Origin of the sequence: Pseudomonas cucumis (assembly GCF_030687935.1) — a bacterium.
Taxonomy (GTDB): domain Bacteria; phylum Pseudomonadota; class Gammaproteobacteria; order Pseudomonadales; family Pseudomonadaceae; genus Aquipseudomonas; species Aquipseudomonas cucumis.
In genome coordinates this window covers 1985687-1998323 of the sequence record NZ_CP117454.1, presented here as the reverse complement: position 1 = coordinate 1998323, position 12637 = coordinate 1985687, and the positions used below count along the sequence as shown (strand labels likewise).

Here is a 12637-nt window from a genome sequence, read left to right as displayed (position 1 = left end):
TCGGTCACGGTGGTTACAAAGGGTGGGCGCCTGGCGCAGCTATTGAAGCAAACACACTCCACTGTGGGAGCGGGCTTGCCCGCGATAGCGGTGTATCAGTCGACATCAATGTTGGATGTCAGTCCGTCATCGCGGGCAAGCCCGCTCCCACAGGGTTTTTCGTTGCACCCAATAACCGGCATCGGCGCCCTCCCCCGGTCAGCGTTGTTCGATTGGCACGAACTTGCGCTGTTCGACGCCGACATATTCGGCGCTCGGGCGGATGATGCGGTTGTTGGCACGCTGCTCGAACACGTGCGCTGCCCAGCCGGTCAGGCGCGAGCAGACGAAGATCGGTGTGAACAACTTGGTCGGAATGCCCATGAAGTGGTAGGTCGAGGCATGGTAGAAGTCGGCGTTCGGGAACAGTCTCTTTTGTTCCCACATGGTTGCGTCGATGGCTTCGGAAACCGGGAACAACACCGTGTCGCCCACTTCGTCGGCGAGTTTTTTCGACCAGCCCTTGATCACCTCATTGCGCGGATCGTTGTCTTTATAGATCGCATGACCGAAGCCCATGATCTTTTCCTTGCGCGCCAGCATGCCGAGGGTGCCCTCGACCGCCTCTTCAGGCGACGAGAAGCGCTCGATCATTTCCATCGCTGCTTCGTTGGCGCCGCCGTGCAGCGGGCCGCGCAGGGAGCCAATGGCCGCCGTGATGCAGGAATATAGATCCGACAGGGTCGAGGCGCACACTCGCGCGGTGAAGGTCGAGGCGTTGAACTCGTGTTCCGCGTAGAGGATCAGCGAAACGTTCATCACCTTGACGTGCAATTCGCTCGGCTTCTTGTCGTGCAACAGGTGCAGGAAATGGCCGCCGATGCAGGCTTCATCGGTCACGCAATTGATGCGTTTGCTGTCGTGGCTGAAGCGATACCAGTAGCACATGATCGCCGGGAACGCGGCCAGCAGGCGGTCGGTTTTGTCGTGTTGCTCGGAGAAGTCGTTCTCCGGTTCGATGTTGCCCAGGAACGAGCAACCGGTGCGCATCACGTCCATCGGATGGGCGTCGGCGGGGATGCGTTCCAGCACTTCTTTCAGCGCTTGCGGCAGGTCACGCAGCTTGCTCAGTTTCTGGGTATAGGCAGCGAGTTGTGCCTTGGTCGGCAGTTCGCCATACAGCAGCAGGTAAGCCACTTCTTCAAATTGTGCGTCAGCCGCCAGGTCGCGAACGTCATAGCCGCGATAGGTCAGGCCTGCGCCCGACAGGCCCACGGTGGACAGTGCGGTTTGCCCGGCAACCTGGCCACGGAGCCCGGCGCCACTGAGTACTTTTGCTTCGGCCATTGCTGTCTCCAGTTTTCTTGAATTTGTCAGGGAATCTGCACGGTTATCTTTTTTCGTAGCAGCTGCCGAGCCTGCGAGGCTGCGTTCGGCTGCGCAGCAGTCGTAAACCCTGCATGCGCGATGTATCTGAACGACCGAGTCGCCTGGCTTGGCGAGCCCTTCGGTCTCGAACGCAGCCTCGCGGGCTCGGCAGCTGCTACAGGGTTTCCATTACTTCTTTGCAGCAAACAACGCATCGAGCTTCTGCTCGAAGGTGTGGTAATCGATGCGATCGTAAAGCTCCATGCGCGTCTGCATGGTGTCGATGACGTTCTGTTGCGTGCCGTCGCGGCGGATCGCGGTGTAGACGTTTTCCGCAGCCTTGTTCATCGCGCGGAATGCCGACAGCGGGTACAGCACCAGCGACACGTCAGCGGCCGCAAGCTGCTCGGTGGTGTACAGCGGCGTCGCGCCGAATTCGGTGATGTTGGCCAGGATCGGCGCTTTCACGCGGCTGGCGAACAGCTTGTACATCTCAAGCTCGGTGATCGCTTCCGGGAACACCATGTCGGCGCCAGCTTCGATGCATGCCGCTGCGCGATCCAGAGCAGACTCAAGACCTTCCACCGCCAGGGCGTCGGTGCGAGCCATGATCACGAAGCTGTCATCGGTGCGGGCATCGACGGCCGCTTTGATGCGGTCGACCATTTCCTGCTGCGAGACGATCTCTTTATTAGGACGGTGACCGCAGCGCTTGGCGCCGACCTGGTCTTCGATGTGAATCGCCGCCGCGCCGAACTTGATCATCGACTTCACGGTACGGGCGACGTTGAACGCCGAGGAACCGAAACCGGTGTCCACGTCCACCAACAGGGGCAAGTCGCAGACGTCAGTGATACGGCGAACATCGGTCAGCACGTCATCCAGGCCGGTAATCCCCAGGTCCGGCACGCCGAGGGAGCCGGCAGCTACCCCGCCACCCGACAGGTAGATAGCCTTGAAACCGGCGCGCTTGGCCAGCAGTGCGTGGTTGGCGTTGATCGCGCCAACCACTTGCAGCGGATGTTCGCTGGCGACCGCATCGCGGAAACGCTGGCCTGGAGTGCTCTTGTTGGAACTCATGACTCACCTCGTTCAGTGGCTGTCGGGTTAGCGCCGTCCTGATAATGACGGGCGATATTGCGTTTGGAGGCGCCGATGTGACGGCGCATCAACAACTCGGCCAGTTCACCGTCACGGTCGGCGATGGCATCGAGAATTCGGTGGTGTTCGGCAAACGCCTGGCGCGGCCGATTGGGCGTGGTGGAAAACTGTATTCGGTACATGCGCACCAGCTGATAGAGCTCACCGCACAGCATCTGGGTCAGGGTGCGGTTGCCGCTGCCCTGGATGATCCGGTAATGAAAGTCAAAATCGCCTTCCTGCTGGTAGTAGCCTCTACCCGCCTGAAACGCCTCATCGCGTTCGTGGGTTTCGAGCACCCGGCGCAGTTCGTCGATTTCTTCAACGGTCATGCGTTCAGCCGCCAGACGGCACGCCATGCCTTCCAGGGATTCGCGAATCTCGTAGAGCTCCAGCAGTTCAGCGTGGCTCAGCGACACCACCCGCGCCCCGACGTGCGGCACGCGAACCAGCAGGCGCTGGCCTTCCAGACGGTGAATGGCCTCACGCAGCGGCCCGCGGCTAATGCCGTAGGTGCGCGCCAGCTCTGGCTCGGAGATCTTGCTGCCCGGGGCGATCTCGCCCTTGACGATGGCCGCCTGAATACGTCGGAAGACGTTTTCGGAAAGTGTTTCCGAGTCGTCCTGAACTGTGACCGGGGGATCGAGTTGATCCAGCATATTGTCGACACCTTGAAAACCAATGCCGCAAAAACTAGCGAATATGGCTGATTACGTCAAAGGATAAATCGATATTGTCGACAATCGTCTAATAACCCGCTGCACCATAAGGAAGCAACACCTCAAGTTATAGCCGTCGGCCAACGCTGGCGCCATAAACCCACCGTGCTAGAATGCCGCCCGCATTTGCTTGTCATCTGCATTGCCTGTCATAAAAAGCGGATAGGCATACGAGGGAGCTTGTGCAGCAATGCCAGGGCCTTGAATTGAAGAACGGACCGCTGCGCACCAGGATTTATGAGACTCAAGCTCTTCACCACATTCCTTTGTCTTTTTGGCCTGCCAGGTTTCGCCGCGGCAGGGGAAAAGACTGTGTACGGCCTCAATGAGTACGCTTCGCTGGATGGCATCAATCTGGAAGTCGCCGCCAAACTCGACACCGGAGCGAAAACCGCTTCGCTGAGTGCCCGCGACATCAAACGTTTCAAACGCAATGGCGAATCCTGGGTGCGCTTCTATCTGGCTATCGACGCCGCGCATTCGCACCCGATCGAACGACCGCTGGCCCGTGTCAGCAAGATCAAGCGCCGGGCCGGTGACTACGACCCGGAAGAAGGCAAGAAGTACACCGCCCGTCCGGTCATCGAGCTGGATATCTGCATGGGTTCGGCTTTACGCAGCATCGAAGTGAACTTGACCGACCGCAGTGCCTTCCAATACCCGCTCCTGATCGGCTCCGAAGCACTCAAACGCTTCGATGCGCTGGTCGACCCCAGTCTTAAATACGCTGCTGGCAAACCCGCCTGCGCCACCGACGCACATACCGCAGAGTAATTCCAATGCGCTCTCTTACCCTCCATCTGAAACTGCTGATCGCCATCCTGGTGGTGCTGGGCATTTCAGTTACGGCCTATCAGATTTTCGTGCTCGGAATTCCGGTGACCGAAGACGCTACCGACGACTTGTGGAACATCGACGCCAAGGTCGAGTTCGTCGCCAACGCCAAGGATCCGATCAAGATCCAGATGTTCGTGCCGCCGCTGAGCCGCGACTACGTGAGCCTCAACGAGAGTTTCATTTCCAATAATTACGGCGTGGCGGTGAACCGTGTCGACGGCAACCGCAAGGTCACCTGGTCAGCGCGTCGGGCCAAGGGCAACCAGACCCTTTATTACCGACTGGTGCTGACCAAGCGCTACAGCGGCGAAAAACCCAAGGTCAAAGGCCCGACCTTCCGCGACAGCATCGCCGTCGAAGGCCCGGAAAAAGTCGCCGCCGAAGCCCTGCTCGCGCCGATCCGCCAGCACTCGGCCGACGTCGAAACCTTCATCGGCGAAGCCATCAAGCGCGTTAACAACCTCAACGACGACAACGTGAAACTGCTGCTGGGCGGCGATCCGTCCACCGCGAACAAAGCCAAAATCGTTGAATTGGTACTGTCCATCGCCCACGTGCCGATCGAAAAGGTCCACACCATTCGCCTGGTGGCCGATCAGCCACAAATGCCTGAACTCTGGTTGCGCAGCTTCAACGGCACCGACTGGCTGTACTTCAACCCGGAAACCGGCGAACAGGGCCTGCCCACCGACCGCTTGCAGTGGTGGACCGGCGACGAAAACCTGATCACCGTCGATGGCGGCAAAAAAGCCAACGTCACTTTCAGCCTGAATAACAGCGAAATGAACGCCATTCGCCTGGCCAAGCTGACCGACGAAAACTCCGACGCCAACTTCCTCGAATACTCGTTGTACGGCTTGCCGCTGCAAACCCAGCAGACCTTCATGATCATGGTGATGATCCCGATCGGCGTGCTGGTGATCCTGATTCTGCGCAACCTGATCGGCATTCAGACACTCGGCACCTTTACACCAGTGCTGATCGCCCTCGCCTTCCGGGAAACCCAGCTCGGTTTCGGCATCGTGCTATTTACAATCATCACAACGTTGGGGCTGTCGCTGCGCTCCTACCTTGAACACTTGAAACTGCAAATGCTGCCGAGGCTGTCGGTGGTGCTGACCTTCGTGGTGGTGCTGATCGCGGCTATCAGTCTGTTCAGTCACAAACTTGGCCTGGAACGCGGGCTGTCGGTGGCGCTGTTCCCGATGGTGATTCTGACCATGACCATTGAACGCCTGTCGATCACCTGGGAAGAGCGTGGTGGCGGCCATGCCATGAAAGTGGCGATCGGCACGCTGTTCGCCGCCTCTTTGGCTCACCTGATCATGAGCGTGCCTGAGCTGGTGTACTTCGTGTTCACCTTCCCGGCGATTCTGCTGATTCTGGTGGGCTTCATGCTGGCCATGGGTCGCTATCGCGGTTACCGCCTGACCGAACTGGTGCGCTTCAAGGCCTTCCTCAAGAAGGCTGACGCCTGATGTTCGGTCTCTGGAAGACCTGGAAAGCCCTGGAGGCCCGGGGCATCATGGGGATCAATCGGCGCAACGCAGACTACGTGCTCAAGTACAACAAGCGCAGCCTGTACCCGATCGTCGATGACAAGATCATCACCAAGGAGCGCGCCATCGCCGCCGGCATTCACGTGCCGGAGCTGTACGGGGTGATCTCCACCGAGAAGGAAATCGACAACCTCGGCGACATCATCGGCGGGCGTAACGATTTCGTGGTCAAACCGGCTCAGGGCGCCGGCGGTGACGGCATTCTGGTGATCGCCGACCGCTTCGAGGGCCGCTATCGCACGGTGTCGGGCAAGATCATCAGTCACGAGGAAATCGAGCACCAGATTTCCAGCATCCTGACCGGCCTGTACTCGCTCGGCGGTCACCGTGACCGCGCACTGATCGAATACCGCGTGACCCCGGACCAGATCTTCAAAAGCATCAGCTATGAAGGCGTGCCGGACATTCGCATCATCGTGCTGATGGGCTATCCGGTGATGGCCATGTTGCGCTTGCCGACTCGCCAGTCCGGCGGTAAGGCCAACCTGCACCAAGGCGCCATTGGTGTTGGTGTCGATCTGGCGACCGGGCTGACGTTGCGCGGCACCTGGCTGAACAACATCATCACCAAACACCCGGACACCACCAACGCAGTGGACGGCGTGCAACTGCCCTACTGGGACGGTTTCATGAAGCTCGCTGCCGGCTGCTATGAGCTGTGCGGGCTGGGTTACATCGGTGTCGACATGGTGCTCGACCAGGAGAAAGGGCCGTTGATTCTTGAGCTTAACGCCCGGCCCGGTTTGAACATTCAGATCGCCAACGATTGCGGGTTGACGCTACGTACCCACGCGGTCGAAGCGCGACTGGAAGAATTGAAGGCCCGCGGGATAACCGAAACGGTGCAGGAACGCGTGGAGTTCGTTCAGGAAATGTTTGGGCATATTCCTGCGGTTGAGGGTTGATCAAGACCGAGGTGCGACATTCGCGGGCAAGCCTCGCTCCTACAAGGACGCCGCTGTACCTGTAGGTGCAAGGCTTGCCCGCGAAGGCTGACTAACAGCCACCCAATCTTTCAACCCTGGCACCAACAGTTCAATCCCCGACATCCCCTCTAGGAGCGAATCCTGCAGAGGACTACAATCGCTCCCCCGCCTCGATGGCTGATCTGCCCCGCCCATGTTGACCTGTTCCGTACACCCGCTGCCCTATCGTGCCAACCCCGCCGAGTACTTCGCGGCGATTCGTCATGCCCCCGGCGCCGTGCTGCTCGACAGCGGCCGGCCGAGCGCCGAGCGTGGGCGTTATGACCTGCTCAGCGCCTGGCCGCTGGAGCAACTGGCCGTGTTACCGGATGAAAGCGGCAGCCATTTCCTGCAACGTCTTCGCGACACTCTGACGCGACTTGGCGAAGCCAGTGTTCCTTTCGACCTGCCTTTCGCCGGTGGCCTGATCGGTTATCTGAGCTATGACTTCGGCCGGCATCTGGAAAACCTGCCGAGCCAGGCGCGAGACGATTTGCAATTGCCGGACGCACGTTTCGGGCTGTACGACTGGGCCCTGATCAGCGATCACCACCTCGCCACCAGCCAACTGGTGTTCCACCCGGCGTTGATCGACAGCGAACGACAGCGGCTGATCGAACTGTTCACGCTGCCTGCACCTCAGAAGATCGAGCCTTTCAAACTCGACAGCCCGATGAGTGCCGACCTGAGCGCTGACGACTATCGACAAGCCTTCGAACGCATTCAGCAGTACATCCAGGCCGGCGACTGCTATCAGGTCAACTTCGCCCAGCGCTTTCGCGCGCAATGCCAAGGTGATCCGTGGGCGGCGTACTGCGCGCTGCGGGCGGCGTGCCCGACACCGTTTTCCGGTTTCCAGAGCCTGCCCGACGGCGACGCCGTGCTGAGCCTGTCGCCGGAGCGTTTCGTCAAAGTCAGCGAGCGCCACGTCGAAACCCGCCCGATCAAAGGCACCCGCCCCCGCGGTCTGACCGCCGCTGAAGATGCGGCGAACGCCGCCGAACTGCTGGCCAGCCCCAAGGACCGCGCGGAAAACCTGATGATCGTCGATTTGCTGCGCAACGACCTCGGCCGTACCTGCCGCATCGGCTCGGTGCGGGTGCCGGAGTTGTTCAGCCTGGAAAGCTATCCGAACGTGCATCACCTGGTAAGCAGCGTTACCGGCGAGCTGGCGGATGACAAGGATGCGCTGGATCTGATCGCCGGCAGCTTCCCTGGCGGCTCGATTACCGGGGCGCCGAAGATTCGGGCCATGCAGATCATCGATGAACTGGAACCGACCCGTCGTGGGTTGTATTGCGGTTCATTGCTGTATCTGGACGTACGCGGCGAGATGGACAGCTCCATCGCCATCCGCAGTTTGCTGGTCAAGGATGGACAAGTGTGCTGCTGGGGCGGCGGCGGGATCGTCGCGGATTCGGGCTGGCAGGCGGAATATCAGGAATCGATAACCAAGGTGAAGGTGCTGCTCGATACCCTTCAAAACCTGTAACCCGACACTATGATCGTTCCCGCGCTCCGCCTGGGAATGCCTCAATGGACGCTCTGCGTCCGCTTTGGGACGCGGAGCGTCCCGGGCTGCATTCCCACGCAGAGCGTGGGAACGATCAGCGACGGCAATTACAGACTCAAAGCCCTATTGGAAGCCTTGATGAACTCTTGCTTCAACTCCGCAAAGCTGTGCACCGCCGGGAATTGTGGAAACTCGCGAATCACATTGTCCGGCGCGTGGAACAGAATCCCGGCATCGGCCTCGCCCAGCATCGTCGTGTCATTGTAGGAGTCACCCGCCGCGATCACCCGGTAGTAGAGGCTCTTGAACGCCAACACCGACTGACGCTTGGGATCTTTCTGACGCAACTGATAGCCCGTGACCCGACCGGCATCGTCGGTAATCAGACGATGGCAAAGCAAGGTCGGGAAGCCCAGTTGACGCATCAGCGGCTGGGAGAATTCGTAAAAGGTGTCCGACAGAATCACCACCTGAAAGCGCTCACGCAGCCAGTCGACGAATTCGCTGGCGCCTTCCAGAGGCTTGAGCGTGGCGATCACTTCCTGGATATCGGAAAGCTTCAAGCCGTGCTCGTCGAGAATCCGCAACCGCTGCTTCATCAACACGTCGTAGTCGGGAATGTCCCGAGTGGTGGCCCTGAGGGAGTCGATCCCGGTTTTTTCGGCAAAGGCGATCCAGATTTCCGGGACCAGCACACCTTCAAGATCCAGACAGGCAATTTCCACAAGACACTCCCATTTTGTACTGTTTATTGAGTCGAGCGAGCAAAAGGACTGCCGAACTCTAGCGACTCGCCCTCCTCTGTGCAACGCAGAGGGTGCACCAGCTGCTGCAGGATTTTGTTACCATCGGCGCATATAGAGCGCCCAGCGCCACCGACCTGTAGGAAGCCGCCCTGATGAGCCCATCGTTCGATGTCGTGGAACTCGCCACGACCTATGCCAACAAATCCGCTCAGGACATCCTGAAACTCGCGTTCGCCGAGTTCGGTGATGACCTGTGGATATCTTTCAGCGGCGCCGAGGATGTGGTGCTGGTGGACATGGCCTGGAAGCTGAACAAGAACGTCAAAGTGTTCAGCCTCGACACCGGCCGCTTGCACCCCGAGACCTATCGCTTCATCGAACAGGTGCGCGAGCACTACAAGATCGATATCGAAGTGGTATCGCCGGACTACACCAAACTCGAACCTTTCGTGAAGGAAAAAGGCCTGTTCAGCTTCTACAAGGACGGCCATGGTGAGTGCTGCGGCATCCGCAAGATCGAGCCGCTGCGTCGCAAACTGTCCGGCGTGACGGCGTGGGCCACCGGCCAGCGTCGGGACCAGAGCCCGGGCACCCGCAGTGCGGTCGCGGTGCTGGAAATCGATACCGCGTTCTCCACCCCGGAACGCACTCTGTACAAATTCAATCCGCTGGCGCAAATGACCAGCGAAGAGATCTGGGGCTACATCCGCATGCTGGAGCTGCCGTACAACAGCCTGCATGAGCGCGGCTTCATCAGCATCGGCTGCGAGCCTTGCACCCGCCCGGTATTGCCGAACCAGCATGAGCGCGAAGGTCGTTGGTGGTGGGAAGAAGCCACGCAGAAAGAATGCGGGCTGCATGCCGGAAACATCATCAGCAAATCCAAAGCTTAAAAAATCACAGTCCAAGCCACGCTCCCACAGGTTTTGTCTCGTTCACATCATTACGATACGACTCAAAACCCTGTGGGAATATGGCTTGCCCGCGAACGCTGCACCTCGGTCTCAGCCAGGTTCAAAGCGCACTGAACCGCTGTCCCAACCCCTGCTCCGCAAACTGCTCAATGATGAAATCGACAAATGCCCGGGTCTTGCCCGGCAGCAGTTTGTGTTCGGCGTAATAGATGGAGATGTTGCCGTCGTCGACGTACCAGTCAGGCAACACCCGCTGCAACGTCCCCGCATCCAGATAGCCGACGGCGAACGGCATGCTGACCAACGCGATGCCCAAACCCTGGGCCGCCGTGGCACAAGCGGCTTCCGAATCGCTCATGGTCATCCGCGCCTTGAGCGTCAGCGGGCTGTGTTGCCGGGCGCGACTGGTCAACTGCCAGGAACGCACGCGCCCCGTCTGCGGCGAGCGTATCAAGATGCCATCGTGGAGTTTGAGGTCATCGGGCTCGACGATCGCCTCGTGCTTCGCCAGGTACTCGGTTGAAGCCACCAATACCCGATGGGCAGGCGTCAGCTTGCGCGCTACCACGCCCTGAGGCAGTTCGAATCCGCCACCAATTGCCGCATCGAAACCCTGGGCGATCAGGTCGACCTGGCGGTTATCGAAATGCCAGTCCGGGTTGATCGCCGGAAAGCGCTGCAGAAACTCGCCCAGCAACGGCACAATGTACAAGCGCCCGAACACTGTGCCCATGCTGACCTTGAGCGTTCCCGCCGGGCGCCCTTCGGCGCTGGCCAGGTTGGCCACGGCGTTCTGAATTGTGTGCAGGCTGGCGCTGACTTCGCCGAGAAACAATTGGCCGGCCTCAGTCAGCGTCAGGCTGCGTGTACTGCGCTGGAACAACCGCACACCCAGTCGCGCCTCCAGCTTCGCGACGCTTTTGCCTACTGCCGCCGGCGTCAGACTCAAGCGCCGCGCAGCTTCGGCGAAGCTGCCGACCTCGGCGCTACGCACGAAGCATTCGATACTGCTGAAGGTTTCCATAAGCGCCACTATAAACTTTTGGTTTACACAGACTATAGCAACGGCGGTCTACCCGCAGGGTAATACGAGGCCGATACTCAACTCCGACAACAAGGCAGCCCGCCTTGAATTTATGGAGATCGACATGACCACTCAACACCTCAGCGGTAAAGTAGCTCTGATTCAAGGCGGTTCACGCGGCATCGGTGCTGCCATCGTCAAACGGCTGGCCGCAGAAGGCGCTATCGTCGCCTTCACTTACGTCAGCTCTACCGTCAAAGCCGAAGAACTGCAAAACAGCATCACCCGCGCAGGCGGCAAAGCCTTGGCCATCAAGGCCGACAGCGCCGATGCCGTCGCCATTCGCAATGCCGTTAATGCCACCGTCGAAGCCTTCGGTCGCCTGGACATCCTGGTCAACAACGCAGGCGTTCTGGCCGTTGCACCGCTGGAAGACTTCAAACTTGAAGACTTCGATCAGACCCTGGCCATCAACGTGCGCAGTGTGTTCATTGCCACACAGGAAGCGGCCAAACATATGACCGAAGGCGGTCGCATCATCAACATCGGCAGCACCAATGCCGAGCGCATGCCCTTCGCCGGTGGTGGCCCGTACGCCATGAGCAAATCGGCGCTGGTCGGCCTGACCAAAGGCCTGGCTCGCGACCTCGGTCCACGGGGTATCACCATCAACAACGTGCAACCGGGCCCGGTCGACACCGACATGAACCCCGCCAGCGGCGACTTTGCTGAAAGCCTGATCCCGCTGATGGCTGTAGGTCGTTACGGTAAAGTGGAAGAAATCGCCAGCTTCGTCGCTTATCTTGTTGGTCCCGAAGCCGGCTACATCACCGGTGCCAGCCTGACCATCGACGGTGGTTTCGGCGCCTGATACACAGTTCGATTGAAACAAAAACGCCGGCAACAGGTTGCCGGCGTTTTTTTATGCCCGTCATTCTCCAGAGGTCAGGCCCACTCAAGTGCCGGCAAGCCACATGCGCTGGGCTTGAACGCCTTCAACGTACGAAGAATGCCATCGGCGTGTGCGTACTTTTCGTCGGCCATCGCCGCATCCGGAATCGCAATCGCCGTCATCCCCGCCGCTTTCGCTGCGGTGACGCCGAACGGTGAATCTTCGAACACCAGGCAATCCTCAGGCGCGACACCCAGGCGCCGCGCCGCCGTCAGGAAGATATCCGGCGCCGGTTTGGCCGCGCCCACTTCCGGGTCATCCGCAGTGACGATGAAGTCGAACAGCGCGAACCAGTCGCGGTGCAAGGTGGTTTTCTGGCCGAACGACTGACGTGAAGAACTGGTGCCCACCGCAATAGGAATGTTGTTGGCCTTCAAGTGCCGAACCAGCTCCTCTGCGCCAGGCATCGCCAGTGCCGTCGGAAAACGCTCGCGCATCAGCGGTTCGCGGATCACCAGAAACTCTTCGGCTGTAATCGGCAGGTCCAGCGCCTCGACCACATAGCGCGCCAGATCACCCGCGCCTCGACCGATGATGTTCTGTTTGACGCTCCAGTCGAAGGTCCGGCCATAACGCCCGGCAATGATGGACGTGACCTCGGTGTAAATGCCCTCGGTGTCCAGCAACAAGCCGTCCATGTCGAAAATCACGGCCTTGATCGGGCCGAACTCATCCAGGGGTGCATTCATCGCATCTGATCCGTTTTCTCATGACATCCCAGGAGCGGCGCAGGCACGACCGGGTCCGTGATGGATTAAAGGGTTCAGCAGCATAGCGAGCGCAGTTGGCAGAGAGCAACGGGCAATGCCTGGCGGATACAAAAAACGGTGTCGAGACGCCCGCGATGATTTAGCGATTTCCCCTACACCAAACACCTCCTTTCCCGACTTCTTTCCTCGTTGATCCCCCGCAAAGTCTTGC

Annotated in this window: 12 protein-coding genes; 6 read left to right on the top strand and 6 right to left on the bottom strand. The window is 59.6% G+C overall.

Annotation, left to right across the window (positions count from 1 at the left end; translation table 11 throughout):
• Nucleotides 1-198: 198 nt before the first annotated feature.
• The 3 genes from prpC to PSH97_RS09150 all read right to left on the bottom strand — a co-directional run bounded on the left by prpC (nucleotide 199) and on the right by PSH97_RS09150 (nucleotide 3146).
• The gene (gene prpC / locus PSH97_RS09160; RefSeq protein WP_305448919.1) at nucleotides 199-1326 is read right to left on the bottom strand and encodes a bifunctional 2-methylcitrate synthase/citrate synthase; all 1128 of its coding nucleotides are present in this window, start codon (nucleotides 1324-1326) and stop codon (nucleotides 199-201) included.
• 210 nt (nucleotides 1327-1536) lie between these two features.
• Entirely contained in the window at nucleotides 1537-2427 is an 891-nt protein-coding gene (gene prpB, locus PSH97_RS09155; RefSeq protein WP_095197279.1) for a methylisocitrate lyase, read from the bottom strand.
• Complete coding sequence (locus PSH97_RS09150; protein ID WP_407682169.1) at nucleotides 2424-3146, bottom strand: GntR family transcriptional regulator; 723 nt, start codon at nucleotides 3144-3146, stop codon at nucleotides 2424-2426. Before PSH97_RS09150 ends, prpB begins: the two co-directional genes overlap by 4 nt.
• Before the next feature lie 297 nt (nucleotides 3147-3443).
• On the opposite strand from PSH97_RS09150, the gene rloA reads away from it, so the two are divergent.
• The 4 genes from rloA (at nucleotide 3444) to pabB (ending at nucleotide 8059) form a co-directional block, all read left to right on the top strand.
• Nucleotides 3444-3980 (top strand): retropepsin-like aspartic peptidase RloA, encoded by a 537-nt coding sequence (gene rloA / locus PSH97_RS09145; protein WP_305426108.1) that lies wholly within the window; start codon nucleotides 3444-3446, stop codon nucleotides 3978-3980.
• Between the two features lie 5 nt (nucleotides 3981-3985).
• The gene (gene rloB / locus PSH97_RS09140) at nucleotides 3986-5521 is read left to right on the top strand and encodes an osmotic stress tolerance membrane protein RloB (protein ID WP_305448918.1); all 1536 of its coding nucleotides are present in this window, start codon (nucleotides 3986-3988) and stop codon (nucleotides 5519-5521) included.
• Nucleotides 5521-6507, top strand: a complete 987-nt coding sequence (locus tag PSH97_RS09135) for an alpha-L-glutamate ligase-like protein (protein ID WP_305448917.1) — start codon at nucleotides 5521-5523, stop codon at nucleotides 6505-6507. The genes rloB and PSH97_RS09135 overlap by 1 nt, the downstream gene beginning before the upstream one ends.
• Nucleotides 6508-6721: 214 nt before the next feature.
• Nucleotides 6722-8059 (top strand): aminodeoxychorismate synthase component I, encoded by a 1338-nt coding sequence (gene pabB / locus PSH97_RS09130; RefSeq protein ID WP_305448916.1) that lies wholly within the window; start codon nucleotides 6722-6724, stop codon nucleotides 8057-8059.
• A 128-nt stretch (nucleotides 8060-8187) separates the two neighbouring features.
• On the opposite strand, the gene thrH is transcribed toward pabB, so the two are convergent.
• Nucleotides 8188-8805, bottom strand: coding sequence for a bifunctional phosphoserine phosphatase/homoserine phosphotransferase ThrH (gene thrH, locus PSH97_RS09125; RefSeq protein WP_008074130.1), 618 nt, complete (start codon nucleotides 8803-8805; stop codon nucleotides 8188-8190).
• A gap of 173 nt (nucleotides 8806-8978) precedes the next feature.
• On the opposite strand from thrH, the gene PSH97_RS09120 reads away from it, so the two are divergent.
• Nucleotides 8979-9719, top strand: coding sequence for a phosphoadenylyl-sulfate reductase (locus PSH97_RS09120; protein ID WP_008074131.1), 741 nt, complete (start codon nucleotides 8979-8981; stop codon nucleotides 9717-9719).
• A gap of 121 nt (nucleotides 9720-9840) precedes the next feature.
• On the opposite strand, the gene PSH97_RS09115 is transcribed toward PSH97_RS09120, so the two are convergent.
• Nucleotides 9841-10764, bottom strand: a complete 924-nt coding sequence (locus PSH97_RS09115; RefSeq protein WP_305448915.1) for a LysR family transcriptional regulator — start codon at nucleotides 10762-10764, stop codon at nucleotides 9841-9843.
• Between the two features lie 124 nt (nucleotides 10765-10888).
• Here PSH97_RS09115 and PSH97_RS09110 point away from each other — a divergent pair, with 124 nt between their 5' ends.
• Nucleotides 10889-11635 (top strand): 3-oxoacyl-ACP reductase family protein, encoded by a 747-nt coding sequence (locus PSH97_RS09110; protein WP_305448914.1) that lies wholly within the window; start codon nucleotides 10889-10891, stop codon nucleotides 11633-11635.
• A gap of 74 nt (nucleotides 11636-11709) precedes the next feature.
• On the opposite strand, the gene PSH97_RS09105 is transcribed toward PSH97_RS09110, so the two are convergent.
• Nucleotides 11710-12405, bottom strand: a complete 696-nt coding sequence (locus PSH97_RS09105) for an HAD-IA family hydrolase (RefSeq protein ID WP_007902125.1) — start codon at nucleotides 12403-12405, stop codon at nucleotides 11710-11712.
• Between the last annotated feature and the right edge of the window lie 232 nt (nucleotides 12406-12637).